Source organism: Pseudomonas sp. HD57-3, assembly GCF_056113135.1.
In genome coordinates this window covers 6,016,947-6,040,000 of record NZ_CM148568.1, presented here as the reverse complement: position 1 = coordinate 6,040,000, position 23,054 = coordinate 6,016,947, and the positions used below count along the sequence as shown (strand labels likewise).

17 protein-coding genes, 4 tRNA genes and 2 rRNA genes (1 of these 23 only partly in view) are annotated in these 23,054 nt (G+C 55.2%); all 23 read left to right on the top strand.

The genetic code is table 11. From position 1 onward, the window contains the following. Window positions 1-1,705 (top strand): 23S ribosomal RNA (locus AC0R79_RS27500); it begins 1,186 nt to the left of the window's first position. Window positions 1,706-1,860: 155 nt separating this feature from the next. Beyond that, window positions 1,861-1,976 (top strand): 5S ribosomal RNA (rrf, locus tag AC0R79_RS27495). A 132-nt stretch (window positions 1,977-2,108) separates the two neighbouring features. Continuing rightward, a complete protein-coding gene (gene birA / locus AC0R79_RS27490) occupies window positions 2,109-3,062 on the top strand; it encodes a bifunctional biotin--[acetyl-CoA-carboxylase] ligase/biotin operon repressor BirA (RefSeq protein ID WP_127800194.1) in 954 nt (317 codons plus the stop codon). Then, window positions 3,052-3,801 (top strand): pantothenate kinase, encoded by a 750-nt coding sequence (locus AC0R79_RS27485; protein WP_007952086.1) that lies wholly within the window; start codon window positions 3,052-3,054, stop codon window positions 3,799-3,801. The genes birA and AC0R79_RS27485 overlap by 11 nt, the downstream gene beginning before the upstream one ends. A gap of 7 nt (window positions 3,802-3,808) precedes the next feature. Continuing rightward, the gene (locus AC0R79_RS27480) at window positions 3,809-4,249 is read left to right on the top strand and encodes a hypothetical protein (RefSeq protein ID WP_127800192.1); all 441 of its coding nucleotides are present in this window, start codon (window positions 3,809-3,811) and stop codon (window positions 4,247-4,249) included. Window positions 4,250-4,392: 143 nt separating this feature from the next. Next, a tRNA-Tyr gene (locus AC0R79_RS27475) sits at window positions 4,393-4,477 on the top strand. A 25-nt stretch (window positions 4,478-4,502) separates the two neighbouring features. Then, window positions 4,503-4,576: transfer RNA gene (locus AC0R79_RS27470), tRNA-Gly, on the top strand. Window positions 4,577-4,602: 26 nt separating this feature from the next. Then, window positions 4,603-4,678 (top strand) — tRNA-Thr (locus AC0R79_RS27465). Window positions 4,679-4,763: 85 nt separating this feature from the next. After that, on the top strand, window positions 4,764-5,957 hold the full coding sequence (gene tuf, locus AC0R79_RS27460) for an elongation factor Tu (RefSeq protein WP_010220303.1): 1,194 nt from the start codon (window positions 4,764-4,766) through the stop codon (window positions 5,955-5,957). Between the two features lie 53 nt (window positions 5,958-6,010). Then, window positions 6,011-6,086: transfer RNA gene (locus AC0R79_RS27455), tRNA-Trp, on the top strand. A gap of 45 nt (window positions 6,087-6,131) precedes the next feature. Beyond that, window positions 6,132-6,500, top strand: coding sequence for a preprotein translocase subunit SecE (gene secE / locus AC0R79_RS27450; protein WP_007957600.1), 369 nt, complete (start codon window positions 6,132-6,134; stop codon window positions 6,498-6,500). A 9-nt stretch (window positions 6,501-6,509) separates the two neighbouring features. Further along, a complete protein-coding gene (gene nusG, locus AC0R79_RS27445; protein WP_007957598.1) occupies window positions 6,510-7,043 on the top strand; it encodes a transcription termination/antitermination protein NusG in 534 nt (177 codons plus the stop codon). Between the two features lie 117 nt (window positions 7,044-7,160). Beyond that, window positions 7,161-7,592 carry a 50S ribosomal protein L11 gene (gene rplK / locus AC0R79_RS27440; protein WP_003228756.1) on the top strand — a complete coding sequence of 144 codons (432 nt, stop codon included), beginning with the start codon at window positions 7,161-7,163 and terminating at the stop codon, window positions 7,590-7,592. Further along, the gene (gene rplA / locus AC0R79_RS27435; protein WP_003228754.1) at window positions 7,592-8,287 is read left to right on the top strand and encodes a 50S ribosomal protein L1; all 696 of its coding nucleotides are present in this window, start codon (window positions 7,592-7,594) and stop codon (window positions 8,285-8,287) included. The genes rplK and rplA overlap by 1 nt, the downstream gene beginning before the upstream one ends. Before the next feature lie 198 nt (window positions 8,288-8,485). After that, the gene (gene rplJ / locus AC0R79_RS27430; protein ID WP_007957597.1) at window positions 8,486-8,986 is read left to right on the top strand and encodes a 50S ribosomal protein L10; all 501 of its coding nucleotides are present in this window, start codon (window positions 8,486-8,488) and stop codon (window positions 8,984-8,986) included. Between the two features lie 79 nt (window positions 8,987-9,065). Continuing rightward, window positions 9,066-9,431 carry a 50S ribosomal protein L7/L12 gene (gene rplL, locus AC0R79_RS27425; protein ID WP_033703494.1) on the top strand — a complete coding sequence of 122 codons (366 nt, stop codon included), beginning with the start codon at window positions 9,066-9,068 and terminating at the stop codon, window positions 9,429-9,431. 220 nt (window positions 9,432-9,651) lie between these two features. Next, a complete protein-coding gene (gene rpoB, locus AC0R79_RS27420; RefSeq protein WP_007957595.1) occupies window positions 9,652-13,725 on the top strand; it encodes a DNA-directed RNA polymerase subunit beta in 4,074 nt (1,357 codons plus the stop codon). 63 nt (window positions 13,726-13,788) lie between these two features. Further along, window positions 13,789-17,988, top strand: coding sequence for a DNA-directed RNA polymerase subunit beta' (gene rpoC / locus AC0R79_RS27415; RefSeq protein ID WP_375747982.1), 4,200 nt, complete (start codon window positions 13,789-13,791; stop codon window positions 17,986-17,988). A gap of 215 nt (window positions 17,989-18,203) precedes the next feature. After that, window positions 18,204-18,575, top strand: a complete 372-nt coding sequence (gene rpsL / locus AC0R79_RS27410) for a 30S ribosomal protein S12 (protein ID WP_003186084.1) — start codon at window positions 18,204-18,206, stop codon at window positions 18,573-18,575. A gap of 107 nt (window positions 18,576-18,682) precedes the next feature. Beyond that, the gene (gene rpsG / locus AC0R79_RS27405; protein ID WP_007957592.1) at window positions 18,683-19,156 is read left to right on the top strand and encodes a 30S ribosomal protein S7; all 474 of its coding nucleotides are present in this window, start codon (window positions 18,683-18,685) and stop codon (window positions 19,154-19,156) included. Window positions 19,157-19,186: 30 nt separating this feature from the next. Beyond that, window positions 19,187-21,292: an elongation factor G gene (gene fusA, locus AC0R79_RS27400; RefSeq protein ID WP_039772423.1), complete on the top strand. Its 2,106-nt coding sequence runs from the start codon at window positions 19,187-19,189 to the stop codon at window positions 21,290-21,292. Window positions 21,293-21,323: 31 nt separating this feature from the next. Beyond that, a complete protein-coding gene (tuf, locus tag AC0R79_RS27395) occupies window positions 21,324-22,517 on the top strand; it encodes an elongation factor Tu (RefSeq protein ID WP_010220303.1) in 1,194 nt (397 codons plus the stop codon). 157 nt (window positions 22,518-22,674) lie between these two features. Further along, window positions 22,675-22,986 (top strand): 30S ribosomal protein S10, encoded by a 312-nt coding sequence (gene rpsJ / locus AC0R79_RS27390; protein WP_003186070.1) that lies wholly within the window; start codon window positions 22,675-22,677, stop codon window positions 22,984-22,986. The last annotated feature ends 68 nt before the right edge of the window (window positions 22,987-23,054 follow it).

Genomic DNA, 23,054 nt, shown 5'->3' with positions numbered 1-23,054 from the left:
TCTGTAAGCCTGTGAAGGTGAGTTGAGAAGCTTGCTGGAGGTATCAGAAGTGCGAATGCTGACATGAGTAACGACAATGGGTGTGAAAAACACCCACGCCGAAAGACCAAGGTTTCCTGCGCAACGTTAATCGACGCAGGGTTAGTCGGTCCCTAAGGCGAGGCTGAAAAGCGTAGTCGATGGAAAACAGGTTAATATTCCTGTACTTCTGGTTATTGCGATGGAGGGACGGAGAAGGCTAGGCCAGCTTGGCGTTGGTTGTCCAAGTTTAAGGTGGTAGGCTGAGATCTTAGGTAAATCCGGGATCTTAAGGCCGAGAGCTGATGACGAGTTGCCTTTAGGCGACGAAGTGGTTGATGCCATGCTTCCAAGAAAAGCTTCTAAGCTTCAGATAACCAGGAACCGTACCCCAAACCGACACAGGTGGTTGGGTAGAGAATACCAAGGCGCTTGAGAGAACTCGGGTGAAGGAACTAGGCAAAATGGCACCGTAACTTCGGGAGAAGGTGCGCCGGTGAGGGTGAAGCACTTGCTGCGTAAGCCCACGCCGGTCGAAGATACCAGGCCGCTGCGACTGTTTATTAAAAACACAGCACTCTGCAAACACGAAAGTGGACGTATAGGGTGTGACGCCTGCCCGGTGCCGGAAGGTTAATTGATGGGGTTAGCTAACGCGAAGCTCTTGATCGAAGCCCCGGTAAACGGCGGCCGTAACTATAACGGTCCTAAGGTAGCGAAATTCCTTGTCGGGTAAGTTCCGACCTGCACGAATGGCGTAACGATGGCGGCGCTGTCTCCACCCGAGACTCAGTGAAATTGAAATCGCTGTGAAGATGCAGTGTATCCGCGGCTAGACGGAAAGACCCCGTGAACCTTTACTATAGCTTTGCACTGGACTTTGAATTTGCTTGTGTAGGATAGGTGGGAGGCTTTGAAGCGTGGACGCCAGTTCGCGTGGAGCCATCCTTGAAATACCACCCTGGCAACTTTGAGGTTCTAACTCAGGTCCGTTATCCGGATCGAGGACAGTGTATGGTGGGTAGTTTGACTGGGGCGGTCTCCTCCTAAAGAGTAACGGAGGAGTACGAAGGTGCGCTCAGACCGGTCGGAAATCGGTCGTAGAGTATAAAGGCAAAAGCGCGCTTGACTGCGAGACAGACACGTCGAGCAGGTACGAAAGTAGGTCTTAGTGATCCGGTGGTTCTGTATGGAAGGGCCATCGCTCAACGGATAAAAGGTACTCCGGGGATAACAGGCTGATACCGCCCAAGAGTTCATATCGACGGCGGTGTTTGGCACCTCGATGTCGGCTCATCACATCCTGGGGCTGAAGCCGGTCCCAAGGGTATGGCTGTTCGCCATTTAAAGTGGTACGCGAGCTGGGTTTAGAACGTCGTGAGACAGTTCGGTCCCTATCTGCCGTGGACGTTTGAGATTTGAGAGGGGCTGCTCCTAGTACGAGAGGACCGGAGTGGACGAACCTCTGGTGTTCCGGTTGTCACGCCAGTGGCATTGCCGGGTAGCTATGTTCGGGAAAGATAACCGCTGAAAGCATCTAAGCGGGAAACTTGCCTCAAGATGAGATCTCACTGGAACCTTGAGTTCCCTGAAGGGCCGTCGAAGACTACGACGTTGATAGGTTGGGTGTGTAAGCGCTGTGAGGCGTTGAGCTAACCAATACTAATTGCCCGTGAGGCTTGACCATATAACACCCAAGCAATCTGTAGACTCGAAAGAGACCAGATTGCGGTGTGTGAAGACGAAAATGAACCGAAAGTTCGACGCTCACAAAACACCTAGCTGTCACATACCCAATTTGCTGAAGCGAGGCCATCTGGTCACGACTCAGTACCCGAATTTCTTGACGACCATAGAGCGTTGGAACCACCTGATCCCATCCCGAACTCAGAAGTGAAACGATGCATCGCCGATGGTAGTGTGGGGTTTCCCCATGTGAGAGTAGGTCATCGTCAAGATTAAATTCCGAAACCCCAATTGCGAAAGCAGTTGGGGTTTTGTTTTGCCCGCAGGAAAATGGATTGTTTGAATTCTATGCAGCGGCCCGGTGCATGGCTATTATTCGGGCCTCATTCTGAGGCGAGACCTGCATGCTGACGTTGTTGAACCTTCTGAAGGATGGTCGATTCCATTCCGGTCAGGCCCTGGGCGTTGCTCTGGGAATTAGTCGAAGTGCGGTGTGGAAGCAGCTTCAGCATCTGGAGGCGGAGCTTGGGTTATCCATACATAAAGTTCGAGGGCGGGGCTATCAATTGGCCTCGCCGCTGGCGTTACTTGACTCGCTCGCAATAGAGGAAGGTGTTGCCGGCTGGTCTGTCAGTGTCTTCGATTCCATCGACTCAACTAATGCTGAATCGTTGCGAGCGGTAGATCGAGGGCGGGTTGCGCCTTTTCTAATACTGGCTGAGCGGCAGAGTTCCGGTCGCGGGCGCAGGGGGCGTAAATGGGTAAGTCCGTTTGCTGAAAACCTTTATTACAGCCTCGTGTTGCGTATCGATGGTGGGATGCGTCAGCTCGAGGGGCTAAGTCTCGTTGTCGGTCTCGCGGTCATGCAGACCCTGCGCGCGCTTGGGGTGCCAGGTGCTGGGCTGAAATGGCCCAATGATGTTTTGGTCGGGCGAAAAAAAATTGCAGGCATCCTGCTGGAGCTCGTCGGAGATCCAGCGGACGTTTGTCACGTAGTATTGGGCGTGGGCATTAATGTGAACATGCAGGCTACAGACGAAGTCGATCAGCAATGGACTTCAATGCGTCTAGAGTCGGGTAAATCTTGTGATCGCAATATTCTGGCGGTTGAGCTGAGTAAGCAGCTGCAACTCTATCTGCGACGTCACCAGTCAGGCGGCTTCTCTGCGCTTCAGGCAGAGTGGGAAGCGAGCCATTTGTGGCAGGGACAGCCGGTTTCTCTCGCTGCCGGTGTCAATCAGGTAGAGGGTGTGGTTCTGGGAATCGATAATCAAGGCGCGCTGCGGCTAAAGGTAGATGGTGTGGAAAAGGTCTTTAGTGGTGGTGAGCTCAGCTTGAGGTTGCGTGATGATTCTTGAGCTCGATTGTGGAAACAGTTTTATCAAATGGCGGGTGCTGAGTGCAGAGTTGGGCGCCTTGGTCGCAGAAGGTGTGGTCGACTCTGATGGCGCCTTGGTCGACAGTCTTCGGTCGCTTGAGAAGATATCTCTCGGTAAATGTCGCCTTGTCAGCGTAAGAACTGAAGATGAGACCAATTTGCTGATTGGCTTGCTCAGGCGCGAGTTCGGCATTTCCGTTGTCTGTGCGTCGCCCGCTCGCGAGATGTCTGGCGTAACGAACGGTTACGACGACTATGAGCGCCTTGGTCTCGATCGCTGGCTGGCAATGCTTGGTGGTTTTCACCTGGCTAAAGGTGCTTGTCTGGTTCTTGATTTCGGGACGGCGGTGACTGCGGACTTTATCTCCGCGGACGGTGAGCATCTGGGAGGCTTCATTTGTCCTGGCATGCCGCTGATGCGTAATCAGTTGCGTACGCATACTCGAAAAATTCGCTACGGGGACCTGGCGGCGGAGCGGGCATTGACGAGTCAGGCTCCTGGGCGCAACACGGCTGAGGCTGTCGAGCGTGGCTGTTCGTTGATGCTAAGAGGATTTGTATTGACGCAACTGGAGATGGCGCGTTCCTACTGGGGTGATGACTACAGGGTCTTCATTACGGGTGGTGATGCCGAGCTGGTCTCAGATGTCGCCCCTGAGGCTCGGATCGTTTCCGATTTGGTGTTCGTGGGTTTGGCTATAGCGTGTCCTTTGTCCTGAGGTTTGTATGCGTTGGTTGTTCCTTCTGCTTCTGGTACTCAATGTGTTTTATTACGTCTGGCATCAGCAGGACGCCCCGCTACGCGCAAAGGATGTCACGCCCCTCAGTCTTTATCGTGGTTCGCAACAGGATATTCGCTTGCTGAGTGAGGCTGGTGGTGATGCTTCCCGTGAAAAAAGGACTGGAGGAAAGCCTGAAGGGCAGTGCCTTTATGTGGGTGGTTTTGCGCGCCTCGAGTCCGCTCAGGCGTTGGAGCAGCGTCTGACGGAGCTTGGAGCAAAAGCTCTTCCTTCGTCAAAAGAGTCTTCCGGCGGCTCATATTGGTTCCAGATTGCGCCCGAAACCCAGCGTTTGCTGGGTGATGCTCAGCTGCAAAACCTTTCCAAGGAATTCAATGAGTTAAAACATAAAATAATGCTGTGCGAGGGGGTTGCACCTACTGAATAGTTTGCATAGAATGGCGCCCGCTCCACAGCGAAGACCTGAAAAGGTTGCGGCGGCGGGGTGGTGTCAATGCAGCTAACCTCAGGTTTTTAAATGAGAAAATGCTTGACAGGGGTTTGGCATAGTATAGAATGCCGGCCTGATTAGGAGGGGTTCCCGAGCGGCCAAAGGGATCAGACTGTAAATCTGACGTCTACGACTTCGAAGGTTCGAATCCTTCTCCCTCCACCAGATTTTAGCGTGAGCTGCAGGCTCCGCGGGTATAGTTTAGTGGTAGAACCTCAGCCTTCCAAGCTGATGATGCGGGTTCGATTCCCGCTACCCGCTCCAAGTTTGCAGGTCGTGCAAAGTGTTACGCTCTTGTAGCTCAGTTGGTAGAGCACACCCTTGGTAAGGGTGAGGTCAGCGGTTCAAATCCGCTCAAGAGCTCCATATAACAAGGCAGATATGAAAATATCTGCCTTTGTTTTAATGGCTTGTGTTGTTTGCTCAATTTCTTCTGTTAGGGGTGATATCGATGGCTAAGGAAAAATTTGATCGTTCCCTGCCGCACGTCAACGTTGGCACCATCGGTCACGTAGACCACGGTAAAACCACGCTGACCGCTGCTCTGACTCGCGTCTGCTCCGAAGTTTTCGGTTCGGCCGTAGTTGAATTCGACAAGATCGACAGCGCTCCAGAAGAAAAAGCTCGCGGTATCACTATCAACACCGCGCACGTTGAGTACAACTCGAACATTCGTCACTACGCTCACGTTGACTGCCCAGGTCACGCTGACTACGTGAAGAACATGATCACTGGTGCTGCGCAGATGGACGGCGCGATCCTGGTTTGCTCGGCCGCTGATGGTCCGATGCCGCAAACCCGTGAGCACATCCTGCTGTCCCGTCAGGTAGGCGTTCCGTACATCGTGGTTTTCCTGAACAAGGCTGACCTGGTAGACGACGCTGAGCTGCTGGAACTGGTTGAGATGGAAGTTCGCGACCTGCTGTCCACCTACGACTTCCCAGGCGACGACACTCCGATCATCATCGGTTCGGCTCGTATGGCGCTGGAAGGCAAAGACGACAACGAAATGGGCACCACCGCTGTTAAGAAACTGGTGGAAACTCTGGACAGCTACATCCCAGAGCCAGAGCGTGCTATCGACAAGCCTTTCCTGATGCCAATCGAAGACGTGTTCTCGATTTCGGGTCGCGGTACTGTTGTGACCGGTCGTATCGAGCGCGGTATCGTTCGCGTTCAAGACGCCCTGGAAATCGTTGGTCTGCGTGACACCACCACCACCACCTGCACCGGTGTTGAGATGTTCCGCAAACTGCTGGACGAAGGTCGTGCTGGCGAGAACTGCGGCGTTCTGCTGCGTGGCACCAAGCGTGACGACGTTGAGCGTGGTCAGGTTCTGGTTAAGCCGGGTTCGGTTAAGCCGCACACCAAGTTCACCGCAGAAGTTTACGTTCTGAGCAAGGAAGAAGGCGGTCGTCACACTCCGTTCTTCAAAGGCTACCGTCCACAGTTCTACTTCCGTACTACTGACGTGACTGGTAACTGCGAGCTGCCAGAAGGCGTTGAAATGGTAATGCCAGGTGACAACATTCAGATGACTGTTACCCTGATCAAAACCATCGCGATGGAAGACGGTCTGCGTTTCGCAATCCGTGAAGGCGGCCGTACCGTTGGTGCTGGCGTCGTAGCCAAGATCATCGAGTAAATAGTTGTAATGTCTTTTTCAGGCCGGCATAATGGTCGGCCTGATTTTGTTTTAGGTCAGTAGCTCAATTGGCAGAGCGACGGTCTCCAAAACCGTAGGTTGGGGGTTCGATTCCCTCCTGACCTGCCAGATTCACTCGGTGTGTCTGGCTTTCTTTTCACAGGATCTTCATAGATGACTCCTAAAGCTGAAGCTCAAGGCTCTCGCTTCGATTTGCTCAAGTGGCTTGTCGTAGTCGCTTTGGTAATTGTTGGCGTTGTCGGCAATCAGTATTACGCTGCTTCGCCGATCCTGTACCGTGTACTCGCTTTGCTTGTCATTGCTGCTGTAGCTGCCTTTGTAGGCCTGCAGACTGCCAAGGGCAAGTCTTTCTTTGTACTGGTTAAGGAAGCTCGCACCGAGATTCGTAAAGTCGTATGGCCAACTCGCCAAGAGACCACGCAGACCACGCTGATTGTTGTGGCTGTTGTTTTGGTTATGGCGTTGCTGTTGTGGGGGCTTGATTCCCTGCTCGGCTGGCTTGTTTCCTTGATTGTCGGCTAAGGGTGTCCCGTGGCTAAGCGTTGGTACGTTGTGCATGCTTACTCGGGTTACGAGAAGCATGTCATGCGTTCGTTGATCGAGCGCGTAAAGCTGGCTGGCATGGAAGATGGCTTCGGCGAAATTCTGGTTCCCACTGAAGAAGTGGTTGAAATGCGTAATGGCCAGAAGCGCAAAAGCGAGCGCAAGTTCTTCCCAGGTTATGTGCTGGTTCAGATGGATATGAACGAGGGTACTTGGCACTTGGTCAAGGATACTCCTCGGGTGATGGGTTTTATCGGCGGTACTGCTGATAAGCCAGCACCAATCACTGATAAAGAAGCTGAGGCGATCCTGCGTCGCGTTGCCGACGGTAGCGACAAGCCGAAGCCGAAGACGTTGTTTGAGCCAGGCGAAACCGTTCGAGTCAATGACGGACCGTTCGCTGACTTTAATGGTGTTGTTGAAGAAGTTAACTACGAAAAGAGCCGGATCCAAGTGGCGGTGCTCATTTTCGGACGCTCTACTCCGGTAGAGTTGGAGTTCAGTCAGGTCGAAAAGGTCTAGCTGAGCAAGCATCCCAACCCCGCAGCCCTAGGCTGTGGGGTTTTGTCGTCACTGGGATAAACGCGCAAGTAACCGGGGAGCCTTTCGAGGCGTTCGAACCCGTAATTGGAGTGCCTCATGGCCAAGAAGATTACCGCTTACATCAAGCTGCAAGTGAAGGCCGCTCAGGCTAACCCAAGCCCACCTGTTGGTCCTGCTCTGGGTCAGCACGGCGTGAACATCATGGAATTCTGCAAAGCTTTCAACGCCCGTACCCAGGGTCTGGAAGCTGGTCTGCCGACTCCAGTGATCATCACTGTCTACAGCGACCGTAGCTTCACTTTCGAAACCAAATCCACCCCTGCTTCGGTTCTGCTGAAGAAGGCGGCCGGTCTGACCAGCGGTTCCGCTCGTCCGAACACCGTTAAGGTTGGCACTGTTACCCGTGCTCAGCTGGAAGAAATCGCGAAAACCAAAAACGCGGATCTGACTGCAGCTGATATGGATGCAGCCGTGCGTACTATCGCCGGTTCTGCTCGTAGCATGGGCCTTAACGTGGAGGGTGTGTAATGGCTAAGCTGACCAAGCGTCAAAAGGCTATCGCCGGCAAAATCGAAGCAGGCAAGGCCTACAACATTGTAGACGCCGCTGCACTGCTGGCCGAGCTGTCGACTGTCAAGTTCAGCGAGTCGTTCGACGTAGCTGTAAACCTGGGCGTAGACCCGCGTAAATCCGACCAGGTCGTTCGTAGCGCTACTGTGCTGCCACACGGCACTGGCAAGACCGTTCGCGTTGCTGTGTTCACCCAGGGTCCAGCTGCTGAGGCCGCTCTGGCTGCCGGCGCTGACCGTGTAGGTATGGACGACCTGGCTGCCGAAATGAAAGGCGGCGACCTGAACTATGACGTAGTGATCGCATCCCCGGATGCCATGCGCGTTGTAGGTCAACTGGGTCAGATCCTCGGTCCACGTGGTCTGATGCCTAACCCGAAAGTCGGCACTGTTACCCCAGACGTCGCTACCGCGGTTAAAAATGCCAAGGCTGGTCAGGTTCGTTATCGCACCGACAAAAACGGCATCATCCACACTTCCGTTGGCAAGATCGGCTTCGATGCCGTCAAGCTGAAGGAAAACGTTGAAGCCCTGATCGCTGATCTGAAGCGTATCAAGCCAGCTTCTTCGAAAGGTATCTACGTCAAGCGCGTTACCCTGAGCACCACTATGGGCCCAGGTCTGGTCATCGACCAGAGCTCGCTGGACGCGTAAGACAAGAATTGGCGCAGTTGACTGCGCCAATTGAAAGATTGGGGTCCCTGCCTGGCGGGGGCTATCCAAGACCGTAGGCGACGCAAGTCTTAAACCTCAAGCCTACGCAGATGGTGCTCCCGGTTCCTTACCGAATCAGACACCAAAACGACATTCGGTTTCGATCGAATGAAACGGTAACAAGCAGGAGTTAAACCCGTGGCAATTAATCTCGAAGACAAGAAGGCCATCGTCGCTGAAGTCAACGAGGCTGCCAAAGTCGCTCTGTCCGCTGTCGTGGTTGATGCCCGTGGCGTAACAGTAGGCGCAATGACCGGACTCCGTAAAGAGGCTCGTGAAGCTGGCGTTTACGTACGTGTTGTACGTAACACCCTGCTCAAGCGCGCTGTTGCTGACACTCCTTACAGTGTCCTCAACGACGTGTTCACCGGCCCGACCCTGATTGCATTCTCCAACGAACACCCGGGCGCTGCTGCTCGTCTGTTCAAGGAATTTGCCAAGGGTCAGGACAAGTTCGAGATCAAGGCAGCTTCGTTCGAGGGCAAGTTCCTCGCAGCGAATGAGATCGACGTGCTGGCAAGCCTGCCAACTCGCGACGAAGCTATTGCGAAACTGATGAGCGTGATTCAAGGCGCTACCAGCAAGCTGGCTCGTACTCTGGCGGCAATTCGCGATCAGAAAGAAGCAGCTGCAGCCTGAGGCTGAGCGTTTCTACTCTCGCGTATTTTTGTTTATTTCGACGGCCGTACAGGCTGTCCACCAAATCAGGAATTGAGTCATGTCTCTGACTAACGAACAAATCATCGAAGCAATCGGCCAGAAAACCGTTCTGGAAGTTGTTGAGCTGATCAAAGCAATGGAAGAAACCTTCGGCGTGACCGCTGCTGTTGCTGCTGCTGGTCCAGCTGCTGCTGCCGCTGTTGTTGAAGAGCAAACCGAGTTCAACGTTGTTCTGCTGGAAGCTGGCGAGAAGAAGGTTAACGTGATCAAGGCAGTTCGTGAACTGACCGGTCTGGGCCTGAAAGAAGCCAAAGAGAAAGTAGACGGCGCTCCTCAGGTTGTAGCTGAAGGCGTTTCGAAAGAAGCTGCTGAAGACGCTAAGAAGAAGCTGGAAGAAGCAGGCGCTAAAGTCGAGCTGAAGTAAGCATCGACTTTGCTCCTCCAGCCCGAGCGTCAAGCGACAGGCTGATGGCTGGTGGCTCTTGCCACCGGCCTTTTTCCGTTATTGGCAGCCGACTTGGTCGGTGTCGATAACGAGCTGTAACCACCCGATGCGGTGGCGCAAACCATGGGGTTTGCACGATTTTCTGGCTGCTCCCGTCGGGAGGGGCCAAACAAGCAGGTGACCAAGCTGGGGAACGCTGATGGCTTACTCATATACTGAGAAAAAACGTATCCGCAAGGACTTTAGCAAGTTGCCGGACGTCATGGATGTGCCTTACCTCCTGGCCATCCAGCTGGATTCGTATCGTGAATTCTTGCAAGCGGGAGCGACTAAAGATCAGTTCCGCGACGTGGGCCTGCATGCGGCCTTCAAATCCGTTTTCCCGATCATCAGCTACTCCGGCAATGCTGCGCTGGAGTACGTCGGTTATCGCCTGGGCGAACCGGCATTTGATGTCAAAGAATGCGTATTGCGCGGTGTAACTTTCGCCGTACCTTTGCGGGTAAAAGTGCGCCTGATCATTTTCGACAAAGAATCGTCGAACAAAGCGATCAAGGACATCAAAGAGCAAGAAGTCTACATGGGTGAAATCCCATTGATGACTGAAAACGGTACCTTCGTAATTAACGGTACCGAGCGTGTTATCGTTTCCCAGCTGCACCGTTCCCCGGGCGTGTTCTTCGACCACGACCGTGGCAAGACGCACAGCTCCGGCAAACTGCTGTACTCCGCGCGCATCATTCCTTACCGCGGTTCGTGGCTGGACTTCGAGTTCGACCCGAAAGACTGCGTATTCGTGCGTATCGACCGTCGTCGTAAGCTGCCGGCCTCGGTACTGCTGCGCGCGCTCGGTTATACCACCGAGGAAGTGCTGGACGCGTTCTACACCACCAACGTATTCCACGTGAAAGGCGAAGGCCTGAGCCTGGAGCTGGTGCCTCAGCGCCTGCGTGGTGAAGTTGCGGTTCTCGATATCCAGGACGACAAAGGCAAGGTGATCGTTGAGCAGGGCCGTCGTATTACTGCCCGCCACATCAACCAGCTGGAAAAAGCCGGGATCAAAGAGCTGGACGTGCCTCTGGATTACGTTCTGGGTCGTACCACCGCCAAGGCTATCGTGCACCCGGCTACCGGTGAGATCCTGGCGGAGTGCAACACCGAGCTGTCGACCGAGATCCTGGCGAAAATCGCCAAGGCCGGCGTCGTACGCATCGAAACTCTGTACACCAACGACATCGACTGCGGTCCGTTCGTCTCCGACACGCTGAAGATCGACTCCACCAGCAACCAATTGGAAGCGCTGGTCGAGATCTATCGCATGATGCGTCCAGGCGAGCCGCCAACCAAAGACGCTGCCGAGACCCTGTTCAACAACCTGTTCTTCAGCCCTGAGCGCTATGACCTGTCTGCGGTCGGCCGGATGAAGTTCAACCGTCGTATCGGTCGTACCGAGATCGAAGGTTCGGGCGTGCTGTGCAAGGAAGACATCGTCGCGGTACTGAAGACTCTGGTCGACATCCGTAACGGTAAAGGCATCGTCGACGACATCGACCACCTGGGTAACCGTCGTGTTCGCTGCGTAGGCGAAATGGCCGAGAACCAGTTCCGCGTTGGCCTGGTACGTGTTGAGCGTGCGGTCAAAGAGCGTCTGTCGATGGCTGAAAGCGAAGGCCTGATGCCGCAAGACCTGATCAACGCCAAGCCAGTGGCTGCAGCGGTGAAAGAGTTCTTCGGTTCCAGCCAGCTGTCGCAGTTCATGGACCAGAACAACCCGCTGTCCGAGATCACCCACAAACGTCGTGTCTCTGCACTCGGCCCTGGCGGTCTGACTCGTGAGCGCGCGGGCTTCGAAGTCCGTGACGTACACCCGACTCACTACGGTCGTGTCTGCCCGATTGAAACGCCGGAAGGTCCGAACATCGGTCTGATCAACTCGCTGGCTGCTTACGCTCGCACCAACCAGTACGGCTTCCTCGAGAGCCCGTACCGTGTGGTGAAAGAGGGTGTGGTCACCGACGACATCGTGTTCCTGTCCGCCATTGAAGAAGCCGATCACGTGATCGCGCAGGCTTCGGCGACCATGAACGAGCAGAAAGTCCTGATCGACGAACTGGTGGCCGTGCGTCACCTGAACGAATTCACCGTCAAGGCGCCGGAAGACGTCACCTTGATGGACGTTTCGCCGAAGCAGGTAGTTTCGGTTGCAGCGTCGCTGATTCCGTTCCTTGAGCACGACGACGCCAACCGTGCGTTGATGGGTTCGAACATGCAGCGTCAGGCTGTACCAACCCTGCGTGCTGACAAGCCGCTGGTCGGTACCGGCATGGAGCGTAACGTGGCTCGCGACTCCGGCGTTTGCGTCGTGGCTCGTCGTGGCGGCGTGATCGACTCCGTTGATGCCAGCCGTATCGTGGTTCGTGTTGCTGATGACGAAGTTGAAACCGGCGAAGCTGGTGTCGACATCTACAACCTGACCAAATACACCCGCTCGAACCAGAACACCTGCATCAACCAGCGTCCGCTGGTGAGCAAGGGTGATCGCGTTCAGCGTAGCGACATCATGGCCGACGGCCCGTCCACCGACATGGGTGAACTGGCTCTGGGTCAGAACATGCGCATCGCGTTCATGGCATGGAACGGCTTCAACTTCGAAGACTCCATCTGCCTGTCCGAGCGTGTGGTTCAGGAAGACCGTTTCACCACGATCCACATTCAGGAACTGACCTGTGTGGCTCGTGACACCAAGCTTGGCCCAGAGGAAATCACTGCGGACATCCCGAACGTGGGTGAAGCCGCTCTGAACAAGCTGGACGAAGCCGGTATCGTTTACGTAGGTGCTGAAGTCGGCGCAGGCGACATCCTGGTAGGCAAGGTCACTCCGAAAGGCGAGACCCAGCTGACTCCGGAAGAAAAACTGCTGCGTGCGATCTTCGGTGAAAAAGCCAGCGACGTTAAAGACACCTCCCTGCGCGTGCCAACCGGCACCAAAGGTACTGTCATCGACGTGCAGGTCTTCACTCGTGACGGCGTTGAGCGTGATGCTCGTGCACTGTCGATCGAGAAGTCCCAGCTGGACGAGATCCGCAAGGATCTGAACGAAGAGTTCCGCATCGTTGAAGGCGCGACCTTCGAACGTCTGCGTTCCGCTCTGGTAGGCCACAAGGCTGAAGGCGGCGCGGGCCTGAAGAAAGGTCAGGACATCACCGACGAAGTACTCGACGGTCTTGAGCATGGTCAGTGGTTCAAACTGCGCATGGCTGAAGATGCTCTGAACGAGCAGCTCGAGAAGGCTCAGGCCTACATCGTTGATCGCCGCCGTCTGCTGGACGACAAGTTCGAAGACAAGAAGCGCAAACTGCAGCAGGGCGATGACCTGGCTCCAGGCGTGCTGAAGATCGTCAAGGTTTACCTGGCAATCCGTCGTCGCATCCAGCCGGGCGACAAGATGGCCGGTCGTCACGGTAACAAAGGTGTGGTCTCCGTGATCATGCCGGTTGAAGACATGCCGCACGATGCCAATGGCACCCCGGTCGACGTGGTCCTCAACCCGCTGGGCGTACCTTCGCGTATGAACGTTGGTCAGATCCTTGAAACCCACCTGGGCCTCGCGGCCAAAGGTCTGGGCGAGAAGATCAACCGGATGGTCGAAGAACAGCGCAAAGTCGCTGAGCTGCGTACCTTCCTGGACGAGATCTACAACCAGATCGGCGGTCGTAACGAAGATCTGGACAGCTTCTCCGATCAGGAAATCCTGGATCTGGCGAAGAACCTGCGTGGCGGTGTTCCAATGGCCACTCCAGTGTTCGACGGTGCCAAGGAAAGCGAAATCAAGGCCATGCTGAAACTGGCAGACCTGCCAGAAAGCGGCCAGATGCAGCTGACCGACGGCCGTACCGGCAACAAGTTCGAGCGTCCAGTTACCGTTGGCTACATGTACATGCTGAAGCTGAACCACTTGGTAGACGACAAGATGCACGCGCGTTCTACCGGTTCGTACAGCCTGGTTACCCAGCAGCCGCTGGGTGGTAAGGCGCAGTTCGGTGGTCAGCGTTTCGGGGAGATGGAGGTCTGGGCACTGGAAGCATACGGTGCTGCTTACACTCTGCAAGAAATGCTCACAGTGAAGTCGGACGATGTGAACGGCCGGACCAAGATGTACAAAAACATCGTGGACGGCGATCACCGTATGGAGCCGGGCATGCCCGAGTCCTTCAACGTGTTGATCAAGGAAATTCGTTCCCTCGGCATCGATATCGATCTGGAAACCGAATAACACGTGACGCGATCGAGAGCGGGGCAGGATTGCCCGCTCTCTGCTCCGCCAGGAGGAAAGGCCTTGAAAGACCTACTGAATTTGCTGAAAAACCAGGGTCAAGTCGAAGAGTTCGACGCCATCCGTATCGGATTGGCCTCGCCTGAGATGATCCGCTCGTGGTCGTTCGGTGAAGTTAAAAAGCCGGAAACCATCAACTACCGTACGTTCAAACCTGAGCGTGACGGTCTGTTCTGCGCCAAGATCTTTGGCCCGGTAAAGGATTACGAGTGCCTGTGCGGTAAGTACAAGCGCTTGAAGCACCGTGGTGTGATCTGCGAGAAGTGCGGCGTTGAAGTTGCGCTGGCCAAGGTTCGTCGTGAGCGCATGGCGCACATCGAACTGGCTTCGCCGGTTGCCCACATCTGGTTCCTGAAATCGCTGCCGTCCCGTATCGGCCTGCTGATGGACATGACCTTGCGTGATATCGAACGCGTTCTCTACTTCGAGAGCTATGTCGTTATCGACCCGGGCATGACCACTCTTGAAAAAGGTCAGCTGCTGAACGACGAGCAGTACTTCGAAGCGCTGGAAGAGTTCGGTGACGATTTCGACGCCCGCATGGGTGCAGAAGCTGTCCGCGAACTGCTGCACGCTATCGACCTGGAGCACGAGATTGGCCGTCTGCGTGAAGAAATTCCGCAAACCAACTCCGAAACCAAGATCAAGAAGTTGTCCAAGCGTCTGAAGTTGATGGAAGCCTTCCAGGGTTCCGGCAACCTGCCAGAGTGGATGGTGCTGACCGTTCTGCCGGTTCTGCCGCCAGATCTGCGTCCACTGGTCCCGCTGGATGGCGGTCGTTTCGCGACTTCCGACCTCAACGATCTGTATCGTCGAGTGATCAACCGTAACAACCGTTTGAAGCGCCTGCTGGATCTGTCCGCTCCGGACATCATCGTGCGCAACGAAAAGCGTATGTTGCAGGAAGCCGTCGATGCACTGCTCGACAACGGTCGTCGTGGCCGCGCTATCACAGGTTCCAACAAGCGTCCTCTGAAATCCCTGGCTGACATGATCAAGGGTAAGCAAGGTCGTTTCCGTCAGAACTTGCTCGGTAAGCGTGTTGACTACTCCGGTCGTTCGGTAATTACCGTAGGTCCGACCCTGCGTCTGCACCAGTGCGGTCTGCCGAAGAAGATGGCTCTCGAGCTGTTCAAGCCGTTCATTTTCGGCAAGCTGGAAATGCGTGGTCTGGCGACCACCATCAAAGCGGCCAAGAAAATGGTCGAGCGCGAGCTGCCGGAAGTTTGGGACGTTCTCGCTGAAGTGATTCGCGAACACCCGGTTCTTCTCAACCGTGCACCGACCCTTCACCGTCTGGGTATCCAGGCGTTTGAACCGGTACTGATCGAAGGTAAGGCTATCCAGCTGCACCCTCTGGTCTGCGCCGCGTACAACGCCGACTTCGACGGCGACCAAATGGCCGTGCACGTACCGCTGACGCTGGAAGCCCAGCTCGAAGCGCGTGCGTTGATGATGTCGACCAACAACATTCTGTCGCCAGCCAACGGTGAGCCAATCATCGTTCCTTCGCAGGACGTTGTACTGGGTCTGTACTACATGACTCGTGAAGCGATCAACGCCAAGGGCGAAGGTCGTGTGTTCGCGGATCTGCAGGAAGTTGACCGTGTGTTCCGTGCCGGCGAAGCCGCACTGCACGCCAAGATCAAGGTTCGTATCAACGAAACCGTGAACGATCGTGACGGCAACAGCGTGAACAACACCCGTATCGTCGACACCACTGTCGGCCGTGCGCTGCTGTTCCAGGTTGTGCCAAAAGGTCTGTCGTTCGACGTCGTCAACCTGCCGATGAAGAAAAAGGCGATCTCCAAGCTGATCAACCAGTGCTACCGCGTGGTTGGTCTGAAAGAGACCGTGATCTTCGCTGACCAGTTGATGTACACCGGTTTTGCCTACTCGACCATTTCCGGCGTTTCCATCGGTGTTAACGACTTCGTTATCCCGGATGAAAAAGCTCGCATCATCGGTGCTGCCACCGACGAAGTGAAAGAGATCGAGAGCCAGTACGCCTCCGGCCTGGTAACCCAGGGCGAGAAGTACAACAAAGTGATCGACCTTTGGTCGAAAGCGAACGACGAAGTCTCCAAGGCGATGATGGCCAACCTCTCGAAAGAGAAAGTCATCGACCGTCACGGCGTCGAAGTCGAGCAAGAATCGTTCAACTCGATGTACATGATGGCCGACTCGGGTGCGCGGGGTTCCGCAGCACAGATTCGTCAGCTGGCCGGTATGCGTGGTCTGATGGCCAAGCCGGACGGTTCCATCATTGAAACGCCGATTACTGCGAACTTCCGTGAAGGTCTGAGCGTACTCCAGTACTTCATCTCGACTCACGGTGCTCGTAAAGGTCTGGCGGATACCGCGTTGAAAACTGCGAACTCCGGTTACCTGACTCGTCGTCTGGTAGACGTGGCGCAGGATCTGGTCGTGACCGAGATCGATTGCGGCACCGAACACGGTCTGCTGATGACTCCGCACATTGAAGGCGGTGACGTTGTAGAGCCGTTGGGTGAACGCGTATTGGGTCGTGTCATTGCCCGTGACGTATTCAAGCCGGGTACCGAGGACGTCATCGTTCCTGCTGGCACTCTGGTAGACGAGAAGTGGGTCGAGTTCATCGAGCTGAACAGCATCGACGAAGTGATCGTGCGTTCGCCGATCAGCTGCGAAACCCGCTATGGCATTTGCGCCAAGTGCTACGGCCGTGACCTGGCTCGTGGTCACCAGGTGAACATCGGTGAAGCGGTCGGCGTTATCGCTGCCCAGTCCATCGGTGAGCCGGGTACCCAGCTGACGATGCGTACGTTCCACATCGGTGGTGCGGCAAGCCGTACTTCCGCAGCCGACAGCGTTCAGGTGAAGAATGGCGGTACCGTCCGTCTGCACAACCTGAAACACGTTGAGCGTGTGGATGGCAACCTGGTTGCTGTGTCCCGTTCCGGTGAGCTGGCAATCGCTGACGACTTCGGTCGTGAGCGCGAGCGTTACAAGCTGCCGTACGGTGCCGTGATTTCGGTTAAAGAAGGTGACAAGGTCGACGCTGGCGCAATCGTGGCCAAGTGGGATCCGCACACTCACCCGATCGTTACCGAAATGAAAGGTACCGTGACCTACGTGGGCATGGAAGAAGGCATCACGATCAAGCGTCAGACTGACGAATTGACCGGTATGACCAACATTGAAGTACTCGATGCCAAAGACCGTCCGGCTGCCGGCAAGGACATTCGTCCTGCGGTGAAGATGGTTGATGACAACGGCAAGGATCTGTTGCTGCCAGGCACTGACGTTATCGCTCAGTACTTCCTGCCAGCCAACGCCCTGGTCGGTGTTGCGGACGGTGCGAAGATTGCGATCGGTGATGTTATCGCTCGTATCCCGCAAGAAACTTCGAAAACCCGTGACATCACCGGTGGTCTGCCGCGTGTTGCCGACCTGTTCGAAGCCCGTCGTCCGAAAGAAGCGTCGATTCTGGCTGAAGTCAGCGGCACCATCGCGTTCGGTAAAGAGACCAAAGGCAAGCGCCGTCTGGTCATCACTCCGAACGACGGTAGCGATCCGTACGAAGAGCTGATTCCGAAGTGGCGTCACCTGAACGTGTTCGAAGGCGAACAGGTAAACCGCGGCGAAGTTATCTCCGACGGTCCGAGCGATCCGCACGACATCCTGCGTCTGCTGGGTGTGAGCGCGCTGGCCAAGTACATCGTCAACGAGATCCAGGACGTTTACCGTCTGCAAGGCGTGAAGATCAACGACAAGCACATCGAGACCATCCTGCGTCAGATGCTGCGTAAAGTTGAGATCTCCGAGTCCGGCGATTCCAGCTTCATCAAGGGCGACCAGATGGAACTGACTCACGTTCTGGTAGAGAACGAGCGTCTGAATGCGGAAGACAAGTTTGTCTCCAAGTTCACCCGCGTTCTGCTGGGCATCACCAAGGCGTCGTTGTCGACCGAATCGTTCATCTCGGCGGCTTCCTTCCAGGAAACCACCCGCGTACTGACCGAAGCGGCCGTAACCGGCAAGCGCGATTACCTGCGCGGCCTGAAAGAAAACGTGGTCGTGGGTCGTCTGATCCCGGCCGGTACCGGTCTGGCTTATCACAGCGAGCGCAAGCGTCGTCGTGATGCAGACAAGCCGTTGCGCGTAAGCGCCAGTGAAGTGGAAGCTGCACTGACCGAAGCGCTGAACTCGAGCGGTAACTGAGTTCTGCGAAAAATGAGCTGAGGCCCTGATCAAGCCGTTCATCGAATCGAGACAATTTGTCGAGGTTCGACGAGCGGGGAGGTCGGGGCCTTGCCTTGACTGGGGACAAGATCCTCTTTAGACTCTTGATCCCCTAAATTTGGCGGGAATTCGTTCCTGCCATTTTGCTTTTCTTGCAAGACAATAGCGTCGCAAGACAACAGTGGAGCTAGTAGATGGCAACTATCAACCAGCTGGTACGTCAGCCGCGTAAGCGTATCGTCGAGAAATCCGACGTACCTGCGCTGCAGAACTGCCCGCAACGTCGTGGCGTGTGCACCCGTGTGTACACCACTACGCCGAAAAAACCTAACTCGGCACTGCGTAAAGTATGCCGTGTGCGTCTGACCAACGGTTTCGAGGTTTCCTCGTACATCGGTGGTGAAGGCCACAACCTGCAAGAGCACAGCGTGGTACTGATCCGCGGCGGTCGTGTAAAAGACTTGCCAGGTGTTCGTTACCACACCGTTCGCGGCTCCCTGGATACTTCCGGTGTTAAAGGTCGTAACCAAGGTCGTTCGAAGTACGGTACCAAGCGTCCGAAGTAATCGGCCGTTTGCAGATTTTCATTTTATTGAGTCGATAAGAGTAAGGTCGGGCGCGCATCCACTGGATCTGTCCCGAGCTAACCTGAAGACCGTTTGAGGGCTTATCAATGCCAAGACGTCGCGTAGCAGCAAAGCGTGAGATTCTGGACGATCCGAAATACGGAAGCCAAATCCTCGCCAAATTCATGAACCACGTTATGGAAAGCGGCAAGAAAGCCGTTGCCGAACGTATCGTTTATGGTGCCCTGGAAACCGTTGCGGCTCGCAAGACCGGCACCGATCCCCTGGAACTCTTCGAAAAAGCACTCGACGCCATCGCTCCGCTGGTCGAAGTGAAGTCGCGCCGCGTTGGTGGTGCTACTTACCAGGTTCCGGTCGAGGTTCGTCCGTCCCGTCGTAACGCTCTGGCAATGCGCTGGTTGGTAGACTTCGCCCGCAAGCGCGGCGAGAAGTCTATGGCTCTGCGCTTGGCTGGCGAGCTGCTGGATGCTGCTGAAGGTAAAGGTGCTGCTGTTAAGAAGCGTGAAGACGTGCACCGTATGGCCGAAGCTAACAAAGCTTTCTCGCACTACCGCTTCTAATTTTAGCTTCACTAATTTTGCGAGGGCTTTATGGCTCGTACTACTCCGATTAGTCGCTACCGTAACATCGGTATCGTCGCTCACGTGGATGCTGGTAAAACCACCACCACCGAGCGCGTCCTTTTTTACACTGGCAAAAGTCACAAAATGGGCGAGGTGCATGACGGCGCCGCGACCACAGACTGGATGGTTCAGGAGCAGGAGCGTGGTATTACCATTACTTCTGCTGCCATTACCGCCTTCTGGAAAGGTTCCGAGAAGCAGTACCCACACGAGCATCGCTTCAACGTAATCGATACCCCGGGCCACGTAGACTTCACCATTGAAGTAGAACGTTCCCTGCGCGTACTCGACGGCGCTGTCGTTGTGTTCTGCGGTACTTCGGGTGTTGAGCCTCAGTCGGAAACCGTATGGCGTCAGGCCAACAAATACGGCGTTCCACGTCTTGTTTACGTAAACAAGATGGACCGTGCTGGTGCCAACTTCCTGCGCGTGATCGGTCAGATCAAACAGCGTCTGGGTCACACTCCGGTGCCGATCCAGCTGGCTATCGGTTCGGAAGACAACTTCCAGGGCCAGATCGACCTGATCAACATGCAAGCTGTCTACTGGAACGACTCTGACAAGGGTATGGTTCCAGTTCGCAAGGAAATCCCTGCGGACATGCTCGAGCTGGCTGAAGAGTGGCGCAACAACATGGTTGAAGCCGCCGCCGAAGCCAACGAAGACCTGATGAACAAGTACCTGGAAGGTGAAGAGCTGTCGATCGAAGAGATCAAGGCTGCTTTGCGTGCACGTACTATCGCCGGCGAAATCGTTCTGGCTGTTTGCGGTTCTTCGTTCAAGAACAAGGGTGTTCCCCTGGTTCTCGACGCCGTTATCGACTTCCTGCCTGCTCCGACCGACATTCCTGCTATCAAGGGTTCCAACCCTGATAACGAGGAAGAAGAGATGGAGCGTCATGCAAGCGACGACGAGCCGTTCGCGGCCCTGGCGTTCAAGATCGCTACCGACCCATTCGTGGGTACCTTGACCTTCGTCCGCGTTTACTCGGGCGTGTTGAACTCCGGCGACGGCGTGATCAACTCGGTTAAAGGCAAAAAAGAGCGCGTGGGTCGTATGGTGCAAATGCACGCAAACGCCCGTGAAGAGATCAAGGAAGTGCGCGCTGGCGACATCGCGGCCCTGATCGGCATGAAGGACGTCACCACTGGTGAAACCCTCTGCAACGCTGACAAGCCAATCATCCTGGTTCGCATGGACTTCCCGGAGCCGGTTATTTCGGTTGCCGTAGAGCCTAAGACCAAGGATGACCAGGAAAAAATGGGTATCGCTCTGGGCAAACTTGCTCAGGAAGACCCGTCTTTCCGCGTTAAAACTGATGAAGAGACTGGTCAAACGATCATCTCCGGCATGGGCGAGCTGCACCTGGACATCCTGGTTGACCGGATGCGCCGTGAGTTCAACGTCGAAGCCAACATCGGCAAGCCACAGGTTTCGTACCGTGAGCGCATCACGAAGAACTGCGAAATCGAAGGCAAGTTCGTTCGTCAGTCCGGCGGTCGTGGCCAGTTCGGTCACTGCTGGATTCGCTTTGCTCCTGCTGACGAAGGTCAGGAAGGTCTGCAATTCCTGAACGAAGTAGTGGGTGGTGTGGTTCCTAAGGAATACATCCCGGCTATCCAGAAGGGTATCGAAGAGCAGATGAAGAACGGCGTTGTTGCCGGCTATCCGCTGATCGGCCTGAAGGCTACCGTGTTCGATGGTTCTTACCACGACGTCGACTCCAACGAGATGGCGTTTAAAGTGGCTGCTTCCATGGCGACGAAGCAACTGGCCCAGAAGGGCGGTGGTGAGTTGCTCGAGCCGATCATGGCGGTAGAGGTTGTTACGCCTGAAGACTATATGGGTGATGTGATGGGCGACCTTAACCGTCGTCGCGGCATGATCCAGGGTATGGAAGACACAGTGTCCGGCAAGGTTATCCGTGCCGAAGTTCCACTGGGTGAGATGTTCGGTTATGCGACCGACGTTCGTTCCATGTCCCAGGGTCGCGCAAGCTACTCTATGGAATTCAAAAAATACGATACGGCTCCGTCGCACATCGTCGAATCCGTTACCAAAAAACAAGGCTGATTCAGCCCCTTTAGGCTAGGAGTTAATTGTCGTGGCTAAAGAAAAATTTGATCGTTCCCTACCGCACGTAAACGTTGGCACCATCGGCCACGTTGACCACGGTAAAACCACTCTGACCGCTGCTCTGACTCGCGTCTGCTCCGAAGTTTTCGGTTCGGCCGTAGTTGAATTCGACAAGATCGACAGCGCTCCAGAAGAAAAAGCTCGCGGTATCACCATCAACACCGCGCACGTTGAGTACAACTCGAACATTCGTCACTACGCTCACGTTGACTGCCCAGGTCACGCTGACTACGTGAAGAACATGATCACTGGTGCTGCGCAGATGGACGGCGCGATCCTGGTTTGCTCGGCCGCTGATGGTCCGATGCCACAAACCCGTGAGCACATCCTGCTGTCCCGTCAGGTAGGCGTTCCGTACATCGTGGTTTTCCTGAACAAGGCTGACCTGGTAGACGACGCTGAGCTGCTGGAACTGGTTGAGATGGAAGTTCGCGACCTGCTGTCCACCTACGACTTCCCAGGCGACGACACTCCGATCATCATCGGTTCGGCTCGTATGGCGCTGGAAGGCAAAGACGACAACGAAATGGGCACCACCGCTGTTAAGAAACTGGTGGAAACTCTGGACAGCTACATCCCAGAGCCAGAGCGTGCTATCGACAAGCCTTTCCTGATGCCAATCGAAGACGTGTTCTCGATTTCGGGTCGCGGTACTGTTGTGACCGGTCGTATCGAGCGCGGTATCGTTCGCGTTCAAGACGCCCTGGAAATCGTTGGTCTGCGTGACACCACCACCACCACCTGCACCGGTGTTGAGATGTTCCGCAAACTGCTGGACGAAGGTCGTGCTGGCGAGAACTGCGGCGTTCTGCTGCGTGGCACCAAGCGTGACGACGTTGAGCGTGGTCAGGTTCTGGTTAAGCCGGGTTCGGTTAAGCCGCACACCAAGTTCACCGCAGAAGTTTACGTTCTGAGCAAGGAAGAAGGCGGTCGTCACACTCCGTTCTTCAAAGGCTACCGTCCACAGTTCTACTTCCGTACTACTGACGTGACTGGTAACTGCGAGCTGCCAGAAGGCGTTGAAATGGTAATGCCAGGTGACAACATTCAGATGACTGTTACCCTGATCAAAACCATCGCGATGGAAGACGGTCTGCGTTTCGCAATCCGTGAAGGCGGCCGTACCGTTGGTGCTGGCGTCGTAGCTAAAATCATCGAGTGATCTCTTTATTGAGTCAGCTTTGATGAGTTGAAAAAGCCCCCGCTTAGCGGGGGCTTTTTTATTGGGTTGACACCTATCTGGGGCGTCTATAGAATTGCGCCTCCTTTTAACGGGCGTATTGCGCCCGGTGGGAATAGCAGCCGGAGTCTGAAATCCAATGCAAAATCAGCAAATCCGTATCAGGTTGAAGGCTTTTGACCATCGCCTGATCGACCAATCAACCCAGGAAATCGTGGAAACCGCGAAACGTACTGGTGCTCAAGTGCGTGGTCCAATTCCACTGCCTACCCGTAAAGAGCGGTTCACCGTTCTGGTTTCCCCGCACGTCAACAAAGACGCGCGTGACCAGTACGAGATCCGCACTCATAAGCGCGTTCTGGACATCGTCCAGCCAACGGATAAAACCGTTGATGCACTTATGAAGCTTGATCTTGCGGCCGGTGTGGAAGTGCAGATCAGCCTCGGCTAAGACTCGGTCTTGGTCGTGTAACGCTCTGAAATGGGCGGCCATAGCGGGTGAAAGCCCCGTACACTCAT